The sequence below is a fragment of the Niveispirillum sp. genome, from assembly GCF_052437035.1.
GTDB lineage: Bacteria > Pseudomonadota > Alphaproteobacteria > Azospirillales > Azospirillaceae > Niveispirillum.
The window spans coordinates 938,085-952,604 of sequence record NZ_JBQVOH010000001.1; the positions used below are offsets into that span (position 1 = coordinate 938,085).

At 62.5% G+C, this 14,520-nt stretch carries 15 protein-coding genes; 11 read left to right on the forward strand and 4 right to left on the reverse strand.

The window, feature by feature from the left end:
• Window position 1: 1 nt before the first annotated feature.
• From ACT6Q8_RS04470 to ACT6Q8_RS04480, 3 genes are read right to left on the reverse strand one after another with little or no spacing between them, the layout of a single operon-like run.
• On the reverse strand, window positions 2-730 hold the full coding sequence (locus ACT6Q8_RS04470; protein ID WP_054167385.1) for an arginyltransferase: 729 nt from the start codon (window positions 728-730) through the stop codon (window positions 2-4).
• Window positions 731-764: 34 nt separating this feature from the next.
• Window positions 765-1,739, reverse strand: a complete 975-nt coding sequence (locus tag ACT6Q8_RS04475; protein ID WP_054167386.1) for an alpha-E domain-containing protein — start codon at window positions 1,737-1,739, stop codon at window positions 765-767.
• A 14-nt stretch (window positions 1,740-1,753) separates the two neighbouring features.
• Window positions 1,754-3,310, reverse strand: a complete 1,557-nt coding sequence (locus tag ACT6Q8_RS04480; protein ID WP_444739346.1) for a circularly permuted type 2 ATP-grasp protein — start codon at window positions 3,308-3,310, stop codon at window positions 1,754-1,756.
• Between the two features lie 672 nt (window positions 3,311-3,982).
• Here ACT6Q8_RS04480 and ACT6Q8_RS04485 point away from each other — a divergent pair.
• Window positions 3,983-4,519 (forward strand): hypothetical protein, encoded by a 537-nt coding sequence (locus ACT6Q8_RS04485; RefSeq protein ID WP_444734115.1) that lies wholly within the window; start codon window positions 3,983-3,985, stop codon window positions 4,517-4,519.
• A gap of 73 nt (window positions 4,520-4,592) precedes the next feature.
• Here the strand turns inward: ACT6Q8_RS04485 and ACT6Q8_RS04490 are convergent, their stop codons facing one another.
• Window positions 4,593-4,994, reverse strand: coding sequence for a GreA/GreB family elongation factor (locus ACT6Q8_RS04490; RefSeq protein ID WP_054167388.1), 402 nt, complete (start codon window positions 4,992-4,994; stop codon window positions 4,593-4,595).
• Window positions 4,995-5,300: 306 nt separating this feature from the next.
• Between ACT6Q8_RS04490 and ACT6Q8_RS04495 the strand changes: the two genes are divergently transcribed.
• The 10 genes from ACT6Q8_RS04495 (at window position 5,301) to ACT6Q8_RS04540 (ending at window position 14,478) form a co-directional block, all read left to right on the forward strand.
• Window positions 5,301-5,453, forward strand: a complete 153-nt coding sequence (locus ACT6Q8_RS04495; protein WP_082372169.1) for a DUF3309 domain-containing protein — start codon at window positions 5,301-5,303, stop codon at window positions 5,451-5,453.
• A 184-nt stretch (window positions 5,454-5,637) separates the two neighbouring features.
• Window positions 5,638-6,114 carry a nucleoside deaminase gene (locus ACT6Q8_RS04500; protein ID WP_444734116.1) on the forward strand — a complete coding sequence of 159 codons (477 nt, stop codon included), beginning with the start codon at window positions 5,638-5,640 and terminating at the stop codon, window positions 6,112-6,114.
• 11 nt (window positions 6,115-6,125) lie between these two features.
• Window positions 6,126-6,758 carry a bifunctional nicotinamidase/pyrazinamidase gene (gene pncA, locus ACT6Q8_RS04505; protein WP_444734117.1) on the forward strand — a complete coding sequence of 211 codons (633 nt, stop codon included), beginning with the start codon at window positions 6,126-6,128 and terminating at the stop codon, window positions 6,756-6,758.
• 102 nt (window positions 6,759-6,860) lie between these two features.
• Window positions 6,861-7,583, forward strand: coding sequence for a glycosyltransferase family 2 protein (locus ACT6Q8_RS04510; RefSeq protein WP_444734118.1), 723 nt, complete (start codon window positions 6,861-6,863; stop codon window positions 7,581-7,583).
• Entirely contained in the window at window positions 7,580-7,894 is a 315-nt protein-coding gene (locus ACT6Q8_RS04515; protein ID WP_054167392.1) for a lipid-A-disaccharide synthase N-terminal domain-containing protein, read from the forward strand. Before ACT6Q8_RS04510 ends, ACT6Q8_RS04515 begins: the two co-directional genes overlap by 4 nt.
• Window positions 7,891-9,558 (forward strand): ArnT family glycosyltransferase, encoded by a 1,668-nt coding sequence (locus ACT6Q8_RS04520; RefSeq protein WP_444734119.1) that lies wholly within the window; start codon window positions 7,891-7,893, stop codon window positions 9,556-9,558. The genes ACT6Q8_RS04515 and ACT6Q8_RS04520 overlap by 4 nt, the downstream gene beginning before the upstream one ends.
• Before the next feature lie 78 nt (window positions 9,559-9,636).
• The gene (locus ACT6Q8_RS04525; protein WP_054167394.1) at window positions 9,637-10,104 is read left to right on the forward strand and encodes a RidA family protein; all 468 of its coding nucleotides are present in this window, start codon (window positions 9,637-9,639) and stop codon (window positions 10,102-10,104) included.
• Between the two features lie 88 nt (window positions 10,105-10,192).
• The gene (locus ACT6Q8_RS04530; protein WP_054167395.1) at window positions 10,193-11,371 is read left to right on the forward strand and encodes a GNAT family N-acetyltransferase; all 1,179 of its coding nucleotides are present in this window, start codon (window positions 10,193-10,195) and stop codon (window positions 11,369-11,371) included.
• 93 nt (window positions 11,372-11,464) lie between these two features.
• Window positions 11,465-12,646 carry a GNAT family N-acetyltransferase gene (locus ACT6Q8_RS04535; RefSeq protein ID WP_444734120.1) on the forward strand — a complete coding sequence of 394 codons (1,182 nt, stop codon included), beginning with the start codon at window positions 11,465-11,467 and terminating at the stop codon, window positions 12,644-12,646.
• Window positions 12,647-12,855: 209 nt separating this feature from the next.
• On the forward strand, window positions 12,856-14,478 hold the full coding sequence (locus ACT6Q8_RS04540) for a tetratricopeptide repeat protein (protein ID WP_444734121.1): 1,623 nt from the start codon (window positions 12,856-12,858) through the stop codon (window positions 14,476-14,478).
• Window positions 14,479-14,520: the final 42 nt, after the last annotated feature.

Genomic DNA, 14,520 nt, shown 5'->3' on the forward strand with positions numbered 1-14,520 from the left:
CCTAAATCGTCAGCGGCGCCCAGCCGTCGCGGCCAAGTGCTTCCAGCGGCTGGAAGTTGGCTTTGTATTCCATCTTGGGGCTGCCCTCGATCCAATAGCCCAGATAGAGATAGGGCAGCCCTTCCTGGCGGCAGCGTTCGATCATGGCCAGGATCAGATGCGTGCCAAGGCTGCGCTTGGGATCTTCAGGATCATAGAAGCTGTAGACGGCGGAATAGCCGTCCTCCAGCCGGTCCACCAGCATCGCCCCGCGCAGCCGGCCCGCCTCGTCACGGGTTTCGGCCATGAAAGTATTGACCTGTCCTTCGTCCACCATGGAGGCGAAATCGCCGGGCGTCATACGGTTCATGTCGCTGTCGCTGTGGCGGGCATCCTGGTAGAGGGCGAAAAGCTGGAACTGCTCCATCGTCGATGCGGCGGGAACGACATCCAGCACCAGATCGGTGTTGGCGCGCAGGATGCGGCGGTTGGTCCGGCCCGGCGCGAAGGTGGCGACCGGCACCCGCACCGGCACACAGGAACTGCACCCCGGACAGACGGGGCGATAGACGATGTCGTGGCTGCGGCGGAAGCCGGCCCGAGACAGGGCCGAATTCACCTCTGCAGCCTGCGGCCCCACCAGCCGCGTGAACAGCTTCCGCTCCACCCGGCCCAGCAGATAGGGGCAGGGCATGGGGCCGGAGCGGAAGAATTGCTGCAAGGGCCGGTGCAGGGGTGGGATGACACTCATTCGTGGCCCTGGCGCGGGGTGGTGGGGCGGGGGATCAGGCCGATAGGGTACCCGGTTCGTCGATCAGGAAAAAGGCCTGTGCGATGTCATTGGAGAGCTTGCCGAAATTGATCTGCAAACCGTCCAGATATTCGTGCAGGCCCACCGAAATGACGGACTCGATGGTCTGGTTCGACAGGTTCCCCAACAGCTCGTCCGACCGTTCCAGCGGCAGGGTGCCGCGACGCAGGCGATACTTGCTATTCAGCCGGTTCAAGAGACTGTCCACCTCCCGCATGCAGACCAGCACGGAACGCGGGAAATTGTCATTGAACAGCAGGAAGCCCGCCACCGCCGCCGGGGTCATGCCTCTAGGATAGACACGGCGGAAAGCGTGGTAGCCGGCGGCAGAGCGCAGCAGGCTGTTCCACTGGCTGATATCGATGGGGGTGCCGATGTCGCGCGGGCTGGGCAGCAGGGTGTGATACTTGATGTCCAGCACGCGGGTTGCCTGATCTGCCCGCTCCAGATTGCGGCCCAGCTGATAGAAGTACCAGCCCTGGTCGCGGAAGAAGGTGCCCTCGGTAATACCGGTATGGGTCTGGCAGGCTTCTTTGATGGAGGCACACAGCCGCTGGATATTGTGCTGGGCCAGATCGGTGGCGGGTTCCAGCGCCAGCAGGCGGTTATAGAACATGTTGAGATGCGCCCACATCTCCGTCGAGATCAGGGGCCGCAACTGCCGTGCATTCTCCCGTGCCGACGCGATGGCGGCGATGATCGAGGTGGGGTTGTTCTGGTCCAGAACGTAGAAGTTCAGCACATTCTTGACGCTGGCCGTCGGGTACAGCTCAAAGAAGCGCTTTTCATCGGCGTTCAGGCGCAGGATCGGTAACCAGTTGGTGGACCCGAAACTGTCGCGGGCGAAGGTTTCATGCACGTCCAGGATGCGGGCCAGATTTTCGGCACGCTCCATATAGCGGGCCATCCAGAAGATGCATTCGGCGTATCGGGCGAGAAGGGCTGCCATGTCCGGTTCTCCCCTTACTGGCTTTGCGACTGTGACTGGGACTGGGTATGGAACGGATCGGTGCTGTCATCGGCCACCGGCTCGGTCTCCGCCTCTCCACCTTCCGTCAGCACCCAGGTATCCTTGGACCCACCGCCCTGGCTGGAATTCACAATCAGGGTGCCTTTCTTCAAGGCCACGCGCGTCAACCCGCCGGGCAGTACCCAGGTGCTTTTGGCAGTGATGGCGAAGGGGCGCAGGTCCACATGGCGCGGCTCTATCCCTTCCTCCGTCAGGGTGGGGCAGACCGACAGCGGCACCATTGGCTGGCTGATATAATTGGCCGGGTCCTCCAGCAGCTTGGCCCGGCATTCCTCCAACTCTGCCTTGCTGGCGCGCGGGCCGATGGTGATGCCATAGCCGCCTGCCTCACCCACCGGCTTCACAACCAGCTTGTCGAGATTGTCGAGCGTATATTGCAGCGCGTCAGGCTCGCGGCAGATATGGGTATCGACATTGGGGATGAGAGCGTCTTCACCCAGGTAATATTTGATCATGCGCGGGACATAGGCATAGACGGCCTTGTCATCGGCCACACCCGTCCCGATGGCATTGGCCAGCGCCACATTGCCCTTGCGATAGGCCTCGAAAATCCCCGGCACGCCCAAAAGGCTATCGGGATTGAAGGCCTTGGGGTCCAGGAAATCATCGCCGATGCGGCGATAAATGCTGTCCACGCGGCGCAGGCCGCCGGTGGTTTTCATATAGACCTTGTCGTCGATGACGGCCAGATCGCGCCCTTCCACCAGCGGCACGCCCATCTCGCGCGCCAGGAAAATATGCTCGAAATAGGCGGAGTTGTAGGCGCCGGGCGACAGCAGCACCACCTGCGGGTCATAGCTGTCGACATCCGCGCGGTGCGGTGCGATCTCGCACATGGCCTCCAGCAGCTTGGCGCCGTAATTCTCCACATTGCGCAGGCCAATATCCCCCATCAGATCGGGGAAGGCGCGCAGCATCATGTGGCGGTTTTCAACGACATAAGACACGCCCGACGGCACGCGGCCATTATCCTCCAGCACCCGGAACGTGCCCTCATGGTCACGCACCAGATCGACGCCGGCAATGTGGATATAGGTCTTGAAGGGCAGGGTGATGCCCTGCATCTGCGGCCGGTAATTGGCATTGCCCAGCACCAGTTCGGCGGGAATGATCCCATCCTTCAACACATGCTGGTCATGATAGATATCGTGCAGGAACATGTTCAGCGCCGCGATGCGCTGCTGCACGCCCTTTTCCAGATGCGCCCATTCCTTGGCCGCGATGATGCGGGGGATCACATCGAAGGGCAGGATACGGTCAACGGCCTTGGCATCGCTATACACCAGAAAGGTGATGCCCAGATTATACAGCTCCCGCTCCGCGTCGGACGCGCGGCGTCGCAGATCATCATATTGCAACTGTCGAAGCCGGTCCTTCACGGCTTCGGTATGCGATGCCGGTTTGCTGGCCGATCCAAACAGCTCATCATAGAAGCCGTTGGCATCATAGGACGACAACAGGTCGTCAACACCTTTTCCAGACCCGCTCAACAGAGCCCCCTGCGCCCTTCGTGCCATGCGATCCGCTGTCGAGGGCGATGCCGACAATGGCTTCGTTTCGCATCCGCGAGATTGAGATTAACAGATCAGTAAGGTTTGACCAGAGGCTGTGTGAACGCTCGCAACGGTTTTAACAGTTGTGATTTTTTTGCCCTGCGGTGAGGCGGAGAGTGGCTGACAGTTGTGGCTTTGGCGTCCGCACTCCCGTGTGAAACACTTTTTCGGAGGGGGCGGTGATACCGCTCCGAAAAGCACTACCTGCGAATGAAGGCCGGTATATGAAACGCTGTGCACCATAAAATGAGGGGGTGTTTCACAAGGTTGGGGGGGCGGCCCCGGAAGGAGCGGGCCAACGCCCCTCGTGCAACGTTGTGCGACATAAAATAAGGGTATGTTCCGGAGGGCCGGCTATTGCCGCTCCGAAAGCAAGCAGCTCCGAATGCCGTGATGGGGATGGCATGCAGGTGTGAGGGCGGCGATGATGGAAGTAATTTAGCACAGTAGCGGCGGAAAGTCAGCGGTTGGGGCCATTGCTGAGATGGTGAGAACGATCCATTTAAAAGGAACCAAGCCTGTGACCCAAGCCCCCGCGCCCCCACCCTGCCAGCCATTCATGCAGGAACTCTTTCGGTCGGCGTCACAACCGCCTATATAGGGGCCGCAATGATGCTCCGGCTTGTGGCGATTACCCCGATCATGAAGCGCACCTATACCCGCAAGGAAGTGCAGGACCTGCTGGGCGCCCTGGAAGGCCAGGCGCGGGAGGCCATTCGGTTGGCCAAGCAGGCGGAGGAAGAGGCGGCCAAGGATAGTTTCCTGGCCTATAACGACTTCCGCAACAAGGTGGGGGAGTTCAGGGCGCTGTGCATCCTGATCGAGGGGCGCCTGAAATCCGTCGATACGGCGCGGGTCGATGACCTGAAAGAGGAATATGCGCGGCTGGATACGCTGATGCTGGGCCTTCTGGTCCGGGCGTCGATGCGGTTCTTCTTTGTGCTGTCGGCCAAGACCATGCTGCCCATGGGGGCCCGCGACATCTTCATCGCAGAACTGCGCAGCCTGCACGACGCGGCGGAAAAGCTGCGCCGGCCCGAATATTCCGCCACCATGGGCGACAAGTTGAAGGGCGATCTGGAAACGGCCGAACTGATCCTGGAAGAGATCATCGACAAGGCGCCGGGAATGTTGAATTTCGGATAATTGGGCGGATTGGTAGGGCGCCCCCTCACCCTTCCCAGGTTTGGGAGGGTGAGGGCAGGCTTGGTTCCCTATATCAGCCGTTATTCACCACCCTGGTCACGGTGATCCGCTTTTCCCGGCGGTCCACGGTCTGATAGGTGATGGTCTGCCCCGGCGACAGGCCCAGAAGGGCGCAGCCCACAGGCGTCAGGATCGAGATGGCGTCGGGCGGCACCGGGCAGCCTTCTTCCGGCATATGCAGGGTGCCACTGTGGCTGGTGCCGATATCATCGGTGAAATGCACCTGCGACCCAAGGCGGACAAAGGGCCGGCGCGTCGCCTGATCCACGATGTCGGCACGCAGGACCTCCTGCTGCAGGAACATCGAAATCCGCGCATAAGAACGGTGCATGCTGTCAAGCAACGTCTCAAGTTTCTGCAAATCATCACGCAGGATGCGGATGGGCGGGTCGCCGATCTGGACTTTGCGATTCATCTTTTCCTCTAAAGCGTGTTCTGTTCAGTTCCTCAAACGCCGGCACCGCATCCGCGGCTTGGCTTCACGGCGCATGAGCGCCGCGGCGGCAGTCGCCGCCGGAGGTGTCTTCGGTCAACCGAAAACACCTCTTTGTAAAAATACCCCCGAAAACGGGGGCGGGCACAGCAGGCCCCATCTGTTGGCAAAGGTCAACCCACCGCGACGTCGCGCCGCGAAAGGGGTAGCCCGTAATCGCCCGCACCCATTTGCGCTTCTGTGTTGTTGAGAAGGTGGGCGTAATGACAACAGAAGATGGAGTGCCCTATGACGACGATCCTGCTGATCATCGTGATCCTCATCCTGATCGGTGCCTTGCCCGCCTGGCCCTATAGCCGCGGCTGGGGCTATGGCCCGTCCGGCCTTCTGGGGACCGTGCTGATCGTCCTGCTGATCCTGGTGCTGCTGGGACGCATTTAAGACCCGTCCCCTCAAGCGCCGGGCGCTGCCTCCGGCAGCTTGGGCTTACGCAGGCACGTGCCTGCGGGCCGGCGGTCGCCGGCCTGGGGGCATGGACCATGCCCCCCGGTATAAGCTCGTGACAGGGCCCGTATGCGGACGCTATCCCTTGGGGCTGATAACAGCTTTAAGGGATAGCGTCCGTATGTCCGGTCAAGACCAGCATTTCCTGTCACTCGCCGCCGATCTGTCCCGCCAGGGCATGGAAGGCGGGCAGGGCGGGCCTTTCGGGTCGGTGGTGGTGATGGACGGCAAGGTGGTCGGGCGTGGCTGTAATCAGGTCACCTCCACCAACGACCCCACCGCCCATGCCGAAGTGGTGGCCATCCGCGATGCCTGCCGCACCCTTGGCCGGTTCGACCTGCGCGGGGCCGTGCTTTATGCCAGTTGCGAGCCGTGCCCCATGTGCCTGGCCTCTGCCCTGTGGGCGCGGGTGGACCGTATCGTTTATGCCAATGACCGGTTCCAGGCGGCGGCGATCGGCTTTGACGACGCCGTGATCTATGAACAGGTGGCGGCGGCCCCGGACCAGCGTATCATCGCTTGCGACCACCGGCCCAATGACGATGCCTTGTCGGTCTTCAACGACTGGGCGGAGAAGGCCGATCGCGTGCCCTACTGACGCCGGAGGTGATGGTGACGCTGTGTGCGAGCGACCTGCTGGTCCTGGTCGATATCCAGAATGATTTCTGCCCCGGCGGGGCGCTGGCCGTGGCCGATGGCGATGCGGTGGTGCCGCTGGCCAATGAACTGGCCCGGCGGTTCCATGCGGCAGGGGGCGGTGTCGTCCTGACCCAGGACTGGCATCCGCCCGGCCATTCCAGCTTTGCCAACAGCCATCCGGGGGCAAAGCCCTTCGACGCCATACAACTGGACTATGGGGAGCAGACCCTGTGGCCGGCCCATTGCGTGCAGGGTACGCGGGGGGCGGAATTCCATGCAGGCCTGGATGTGCCCATGGCGTCGCTGGTGGTGCGCAAGGGCTTCCGCCCTGGTATCGACAGCTATTCCGCGTTTTTCGAGAATGACCGTCGGACACCGACGGGTCTGGCCGGCTATTGCCGGGAACGGGGCTTCGCGCGCCTGTTCTTCGCCGGGCTGGCCACCGATTTCTGTGTCGCCTATTCGGCGGAGGATGCGGCGCGCTGCGGCTTTGCGTCCGTCCTGCTGACGGGTTCCAGCCGGGCCATCGACCTGCACGGATCGTTGGAGGCCGCGATGGCGCGGCTGTCGGCGGCGGGGGTCACGGTGGTGGAAACGGTCTGATCGGCATGGGGCGGGGGGCAGGCGCATGAAAGCGTCACTTTTCTTCCTGCCCCGAACGGATTATCCCGCCTTGGTCATGGTTCCGCACCGGCTGGAGGTTGCGTGCAGCTTTCCGTTCTGATCCCGGTCCTGGATGAACAGGACAATATCCTGCCGCTGCTGGAAGAGATTTACGCGGCCCTGGCCGCCTGTCCGGCGTTTGAGGTGCTGGTGATTGATGACGGGTCGGGCGATGCCACCCCATCGCGGGTCGAAAAGGCCCTGGCCGAGTACCCGACCCTGCGCCTGATCCGCCATGAAAGCCGTGCCGGCAAAAGTGCGGCCCTGGTCACCGGTGCCCGCGCGGCGCAGGGGGCGTGGTTGGCCTTCATCGATGGCGACCGGCAGAATGATCCCGCCGACATCCCGCCCATGCTGCGCAAGGTGGAAGGGGATGAGGATCTGGTCCTGGTCAATGGCGTGCGCCGCCGCCGGCAGGATACGCTGTCCAAGCGTCTGGCATCACGCGCCGCCAACGCCATCCGTCAGGCCATCCTGCATGATGATTGCCCGGATACAGGCTGCGGGCTGAAACTGATCCGCCGCGATCTGTTCCTGGACCTACCGGCCATCGACTGTCTGCACCGGTTCATTCCGGCCCTGGTGAAGGGGCGGGGGCTGACCCATGCCAACCTGTCCGTGAATGACCGGCCGCGCCTAGCCGGCACCTCCAAATACACCAATTTGCACCGGGCCGCCGTGGGGCTTTGGGACCTGTTCGGCATCCTGTGGCTGATCCGGCGGCAGAAACGGCCCGGTGGGGCGACAGAGGTGAAGGCACCATGATCTGGACCCAGTTGAGCCAATGGTGGCACGCCGCCGTGGACGGTCAGGAATGGCTGGTCCTGTTTGGCATGTCGGCCCAGGCCATGTTCATGATGCGTTTTGTCGTGCAGTGGATCAGTTCGGAACGCGCAGGCCGCAGCGTGATGCCCGTCGCCTTCTGGTGGTTCAGCCTGGGCGGTGGCCTGCTGCTGACCATCTATGGCTTTCTGAAACATGAGCTGGTGATCATCGCGGGGCAGTTGCCGGCCCTGATCATCTATTCCCGCAACCTGCACCTGATCCGCCGCGAACGGCGGGGGGCGGGGGCATGAACCCGGATCGGGCGCCTGACCAGGGGATGGGCGGCAAGGTCTGGCTGTTCCTGGCCCTGCTGGCCTTTGCCGCCTTCATCCAGGGGTTCGCCACCATCCCGCCCTTCGACCGGGATGAAAGCCGTTATGTCCAGGCCAGCCATCAGATGCTGGAAACCGGCGATTTCATCGATATCCGGTTCCAGGATGAGGCAAGGCACAAGAAGCCTGTGGGCATCTACTGGATGCAGGCGGCGACCGTCCATCTGCTGACCGGCGGGGATGATACGGGGCCGGTCTGGGTGTACCGGCTACCGTCGCTGATCGGGGCCATCGCCGCCGTCCTGCTGACGGCATGGGCCGGACTGGCGCTGTTCGGGCCGGGGGCGGGGACCATCGCCGCCATGATGATGGCCACCTGCGTCATCCTGGGCGTGGAAGCGCGCATGGCCAAGACGGACGCGGTACAGTTGGCCTGCATCCTGGGCTGCTTCGGCGTGCTGGCGCGGGCCTATCTGCGGCCCGACCGGGCCTTGCCCCTGTCGACGGCTCTGCTGTTCTGGGTGGCGCTGGGGATCGGGGTGCTGGTCAAGGGTGTGATCCTGATGGTGGTGGGTACTGCCATCCTGGCGCTGTGGCTGATCGACCGGGAGGTGTGGTGGCTGCGCCGGCTGCGTCCGACCCTGGGACTGCCGCTGTTCCTGGCCATCATCCTGCCTTGGCTGATCGCCATCACCATCGCCACCAAGGGCGCGTTCTTCGGTACCGCCGTGGGGCATGAATTTCTGGGCAAGGCGGCCACGGGACAGGAAAACCATGCCGGCCCGCCGGGATATTTCCTGGCGACCTTTTGGCTCAGCTTCTGGCCCTGGGCGCCGGTGGTCTTTCTGTCGCTGCCGCTGATCTGGGCGCGGCGGCATGAGGCTTCGGTGCGCTTCTGTCTGGCGTGGATCATCCCGACCTGGGTGATCCATGAGGCGGTGGTGACAAAGCTGCCGCATTACACCCTGCCGGTGCTGCCGGCGCTGGCCTTGCTGGCGGCGGCCATGGTGATCAATAACCGCCGCCCGGTCTTATCCCGTGGCTGGGTCTGGGCGGCCACGGCAATGACGGTCATCGTTTCCGTCGCCTTTGCCGGGGCCATCATCGGCTTTCCGGTGCAGTTGATGGGGCAGGTGCAGGCGGGGTCTGTGCTGGCGGCTCTGGCCATCCTGGCCGTCGCCGGGCTGGTGGTGTGGCTGATCCGGTCGGCCCGTGGCGATGCGGCGGCCTATGTCGTGCTGGGCACTGTTTTCGCCTATATCGGCATCTTTGCCATGGCGCTGCCCAACCTGACGCCGATGTGGCTCAGCCCGCAGGTGAAGCAGGTTTTCGACGAGAACAAGCCGTGCCCCGGCAGCATCCTTGCCGCCGGTGGCTATAATGAGCCGTCGATGGTCTTCCTGGTCGGCACGCAAACGCGGCTAGGTGGCGGGGAACGGGTGGCGGCCCACCTGCTGTCCGACCCGGCTTGCGCCATCGGCATGGTCACCACGGGGCGGGAGGAGGAGGCGTTCCATGCCGCCCTGCGCGCCGCCGGGCGTGAGCCCCTTCTGGTCAGCGAGCTTTCGGGCTTCAACTATTCGCGTGGCAAGAAGGCCGTCCTGCATTTCTACACGCTGTCAAACCGGGTTATTGCTCCATAAGCCATTGCCACGGGCTTTGCCCTGCCGCCTGCCTGCTGCTATCAAGGCGGCAACGCATTCTTGTGATGGAGGTTTTTTATGGCGGGTCGTATCGATGCGCGTCTGGCCGAACTGAATATCGAGCTGCCGAAGGCCGCCGTGCCGCTGGCCGCCTATGTGCCGGCCGTGCGCACCGGCAACCAGCTGTTCATCTCCGGCCAGGTGCCGATGTGGAATGGCGAACTGCGCCATGTCGGCAAGCTGGGCGCCGGCTACAGCATTGAAGAAGGGCGCGAGGCGGCCCGCACCTGCGCCCTTAACATCATCGCCCAGGCCAAGCTGGCGCTTGATGGTGATCTGGACCGGATCGTGCGGGTGGTGAAGCTGGTGGGCTTCGTCAATTCCACGGGCGATTTCAATGACCAGCCGAAGGTGATCAACGGCGCGTCCGAACTGTTCGGGGAGATTTTCGGCGATGCCGGCAAGCATGCCCGCTCCGCCGTGTCCGCCGCCTCGCTGCCGTTTGGTGTGGCGGTGGAGATCGAGGCGATTCTGGAAGTGGCGTAAGGCTTTGTGCTGAACGGGTGGTGTCGCGACGCTTGGCCTCGACCCTGCCCGTTCTATATCCTGACCTCTCAACAGCACGGCGACGCCCATGCCCGACGGTCAGGAACTGGACAATCTCAGCATCGATCTTGTCGATGACATCCGCGTGATATCGGCGGGCGACTGGGATGCCTGCCTGCGGGATACGCCGGGCGGTGCCGACAATCCCTTTCTGCGCCACGCCTTTCTGGCGGCCATGGAAAGCAGCGGGTCGGTCGGCGGCGATACGGGCTGGGACCCCCGCCATGTCGCGGTGCGCGACGGTACGGGCCGTCTTCTGGGCATTGCCCCGCTTTATGTGAAGTACCATTCCTATGGCGAGTATGTGTTCGACCATGGCTGGGCCAATGCCCTGGACCAGGCGGGCGGCAACTATTACCCCAAGCTGCAATCGGCGGTGCCCTTCACACCCGTGACCGGCCCGCGCCTGCTGGTCCGGGCCGATGCGCCGCCGGGGGTGCATGGGGCCATCATCGCCACGCTGTCGGGTCTGGCCCGGCGCAACGACCTGTCCGGGACCCATGTCACCTTTCCCAATGAGGCCGACCATGACCGGTTCGTGGGGGCCGGCTGGCTGTCGCGCATCGGTATGCAATATCACTGGGATAATCGCGGCTATCGCAGCTTTGACGACTTCCTGGGTGCCTTCAGCAGCCGCAAGCGCAAGATGGTGCGCAAGGAACGGCAGTGCGTGGCCGAAAGCGGGCTGCAACTGTTCACCCTGACCGGGGCGGATATCAGGGACGAGCATTGGGACGCGTTCGACCGCCTGTACCGGTCCACGTCCGACCGGAAATGGGGTTCACCCTATCTGACGCGGGAGTTCTTCTTCCAACTGGGCCAAGACATGGCCGACCGGGTCGTGCTGGTCATGGCGCGCGATGGCACGCGCTGGGTGGGTGGCGCGCTCAACATGCTGGGCGAGACGACCTTATATGGCCGCAACTGGGGCGGGTCGGAGGCTTATCCATTCCTGCATTTCGAGGCCTGTTATTACCGCGCCATCGATTTTGCCATCGAACATGGCTTGACGCGGGTTGAGGCCGGTGCGCAGGGAGAGCATAAGATCCAGCGCGGCTATCTGCCCGTGAAGACCTTTTCCGCGCATTACATCGCCCATCGCGGCCTGCGCTATGCTGTCACCGATTTCCTGCTGAAGGAACGGGCGGCGATAGAGGAGCATATGGCGGAGTTGATGCAGGAAAGCCCCTATCGGCAGGAGGGCTGAGTTTCCAAAAGAGCGATGCCAAGAATCCAAAAAACACACTATCGTATATCTCAATTGTGTTTTAACGCGTTAACATAATTCGGATGTTTGGTAGTGGTTGATTGCCCCAATCAATTTACGGTCAGTATTACTGATCGTATCTCGAACATTGATGCCGATGCTTGGGATGGCTGTCTTCTTGAGACACCTGGGGGCGACGATCACCCGTTTTTACAGCATGCCCATCTGCGTATTCTTGAAGATTGTCGTGCCATCGAGGGCCGGATCTGGGCGGCACGCTATCTGACGGCGCGGGATGCCGCCGGTCGGCTGGTTGCGGCAATCCCCATGTTTGTCAAAGCCAGTCCGTTCGGTGATCTGGTGAATGAACAGGCCTGGGTTGATCTGCATCGGCGGTCCGGTCGTCCCTATTATCCGAAGCTTCAGATCTGTGCCCCGTTCAGTCCGGTGACGGGACCGCGTCTTTTGCGCCGCCGTGACGCGCCGGAACAGCTGTTGTCGCGGATCATCGGGCTGGTCACGCGGTCGGCCGCATCCAGCAATCTTTCCGGCGCCCACGCCACCTATGTGAATGAAGGCGACCTGAACTTATTCAAGAAGGCGGGATGGCATGCCCGCAGCAATATCCAGTTTCATTGGCAGAATCAGGATTATCAAAGCTTTGATGATTTCCTGGATACCCTTATCTCCCGCCGGCGCAGCATGATCCGGTCGGAACGTCACGAGGTGGCGCAGCGCGGCGTGGATATCCAGATCCTGACCGGGCCTGATCTGCGCGAAGAGCATATGGATGTTTTTGCCGGCTTCTATCTTTCAACCTTCGAGAAGAAGAATTGCCTGCCCCTGCTTCCCCGTGACTATTTCCTAATGTTGGGGGAACGGATGGCCGACCGCGTGGTTCTGGTCATGGCCCGGGCGGACGGGCGCTATGTCGGCGCGACATTGAACATTCTGGGCAGCCGGACGCTGTTTTCCCGCAGCTGGGGCGGCGTGGAGGGCTTTTCCTTCCTGCATTTCGAGGTCACGAACTATCGCGCCATCGAGTTTGCGATTGAACGCGGGCTGGCGACATTGGATGGCGGCATCGGGGGCCTGCACAAGCTGAAGCGCGGCTATCAACCTGTCACCACCTGGTCCGCCCACCATATGCTGGACCCAGCCATGGACAATGCCATCGCAGGGTTGGTGAGGCAGGAGGGGGCACTGGTGGCGCGGGAGCACCTCAATCTGGCAGGGCAGGGTGCCTATCGCCGGGGGCCGTTGCTGCGTCGTTGAGCCGATTAGCGGAGGGGCGGCGACATTTACCCGCCCCTTGCGGGCAAGAAACGCCGACAGGGACATCATCCCACCCGGCATCTTTTGCCCCTTGCTCAAAAATCCGCAGATTTCCTTGGGTTCTGGTGGTTGGCATACCCTTTGCTTTTATGGCCTCGAACCGATTTGGCCCGGATGGGCCGTGAAGCGCCAAGCCAAGGAGCACCCCCATGTCCTTCGTCCAGGATTGCGTCAGCATCTCCCGTCAGCACCTGATGGCCGGTTACCTGGCCGAAGCCGAAATGAGCTGCCGCACGGCGCTTCAGGCCGAACCGGCCCATTCGGAGGCCACGCACCTGCTGGGTATCATCGCGCTGCGGTCCAACCGCGCTGCCGAGGCCAACGAGCTGTTTTCCAAGGCCATCGCGCTGGATGGCGCCAAGGCCGAATTCCACAATAGCCGCGGCGTGCTGATGTATGGCTGCCGCCGGTTTGAGGAGGCGGAGGTTGAGTTCGCCCAGGCCGTTTCCCTGGATGAAAGCGATCCGCTGTCCTACAACAATCTGGGCAATGCGCTGCGTGCCCAGGGCAAGCTGGCCGAGGCCGAGCCCTGCTTCCGCAAGGCTGTCGAACTGCGCCCCTCCTATGCCGAGGCGCACAATAATCTGGGCAACACCCTGCGCGAGATGGGTTCTCTGGCCGAGGCGGAATTCTGCTTCCGTCACTCGCTGGCCCTGCGCCCGAAGAACCTGGACGCTGCCTATAATCTCGCAGCCCTGCTGCTCTATACCGACCGTCTGGACGAGGCTGGCCGCCTGTTCGCCAATGTCCTGGCGGGTGATCCCAGCCGGGCGGAGGCAGCCATCGGTCTGGCCCAGGTCTTCCAGGGGCAGGGCCGCATCGACGATGCCATTGCGCTCTTGACCGGTGCCCATAACCGCATGCCCGACAATGCCGCCGTGCTGTTCGCGCTGCAATTGCTGCGCTCCACCCAGGTTCCCGCGTGGCACATCCCGATGATCAACGATCATGAACGCAACGACGCCTACGAGGCGGCCCTGCTGAACAATGTGAAGCCGGGGGATACGGTGCTGGAGATCGGCACGGGTTCCGCCCTGGTCGCCATGATGGCGGCGCGTGCCGGTGCCGGCCATGTCTATACCTGCGAGATGCACAAGCCACTGGTCGAGGTGGCCCGCGAGACGGTGGCGCTGAACGGTTATGACAAGCACATCACCGTGATCGGCAAGAAGTCCACCGATCTGGTGGTGGGCCAGGATATGCCGGAAAAGGCCGATGTCTTTGTGTCCGAACTGATCAATGTCGGCATGCTGGCGCCCGACATGCTGACCATTTTGCAGCATGCCCGCCAGAACCTGCTGAAGCCCGGTGCCAAGATCATCCCGGCGGCGGCTACCGTCTATGCCTCGCTGATCCAGGCCGACGACATGCGCCGCATCAGCCCGGTGCGCACCGTCTCCGGTTTTGACATGTCGAAATTCGATCAGTTCCGCACGCCGGGTTACTGCACCATCGATCTGGCCGCCGATGCGCACCGCATGCTGTCCGAACCGGAAAAGGCCTGGTTCTTCGATTTCTACAAGAACATGCCCGACAGCGACGCCAAGGTCCTGACCGTCACCGCCTCGGAGACGGGTGTCGCCCATGGCATTGCCTTCTGGTTCGACCTGCACATGGATGAGAAGGTCGACTACCACTCCAAGTCGCCGACCCGCACCAACCATTGGAAGCAGGCCGTGTATTTCTTCAATCACGACCTGCCCGTCGTGAAGGGCCAGCCGGTGATGATCGGCACGGGCTATGACCGGACGCAGATCCACTTCTATATCTGAACGGAAATGGATCGCGGATAAGCAAGGATGGTTGGGGCTTGA

What these genes read in the sequence shown, in the direction of transcription:
- ACT6Q8_RS04470 (WP_054167385.1), bottom strand. Translation starts at nt 730, where the DNA reads ATGAGTGTCATCCCACCCCTGCACCGGCCCTTGCAGCAATTCTTCCGC.
- ACT6Q8_RS04475 (WP_054167386.1), bottom strand. Translation starts at nt 1,739, where the DNA reads ATGGCAGCCCTTCTCGCCCGATACGCCGAATGCATCTTCTGGATGGCC.
- ACT6Q8_RS04485 (WP_444734115.1), top strand. Translation starts at nt 3,983, where the DNA reads ATGATGCTCCGGCTTGTGGCGATTACCCCGATCATGAAGCGCACCTAT.
- ACT6Q8_RS04490 (WP_054167388.1), bottom strand. Translation starts at nt 4,994, where the DNA reads ATGAATCGCAAAGTCCAGATCGGCGACCCGCCCATCCGCATCCTGCGT.
- ACT6Q8_RS04495 (WP_082372169.1), top strand. Translation starts at nt 5,301, where the DNA reads ATGACGACGATCCTGCTGATCATCGTGATCCTCATCCTGATCGGTGCC.
- ACT6Q8_RS04500 (WP_444734116.1), top strand. Translation starts at nt 5,638, where the DNA reads ATGTCCGGTCAAGACCAGCATTTCCTGTCACTCGCCGCCGATCTGTCC.
- pncA (WP_444734117.1), top strand. Translation starts at nt 6,126, where the DNA reads ATGGTGACGCTGTGTGCGAGCGACCTGCTGGTCCTGGTCGATATCCAG.
- ACT6Q8_RS04515 (WP_054167392.1), top strand. Translation starts at nt 7,580, where the DNA reads ATGATCTGGACCCAGTTGAGCCAATGGTGGCACGCCGCCGTGGACGGT.
- ACT6Q8_RS04520 (WP_444734119.1), top strand. Translation starts at nt 7,891, where the DNA reads ATGAACCCGGATCGGGCGCCTGACCAGGGGATGGGCGGCAAGGTCTGG.
- ACT6Q8_RS04525 (WP_054167394.1), top strand. Translation starts at nt 9,637, where the DNA reads ATGGCGGGTCGTATCGATGCGCGTCTGGCCGAACTGAATATCGAGCTG.
- ACT6Q8_RS04530 (WP_054167395.1), top strand. Translation starts at nt 10,193, where the DNA reads ATGCCCGACGGTCAGGAACTGGACAATCTCAGCATCGATCTTGTCGAT.
- ACT6Q8_RS04540 (WP_444734121.1), top strand. Translation starts at nt 12,856, where the DNA reads ATGTCCTTCGTCCAGGATTGCGTCAGCATCTCCCGTCAGCACCTGATG.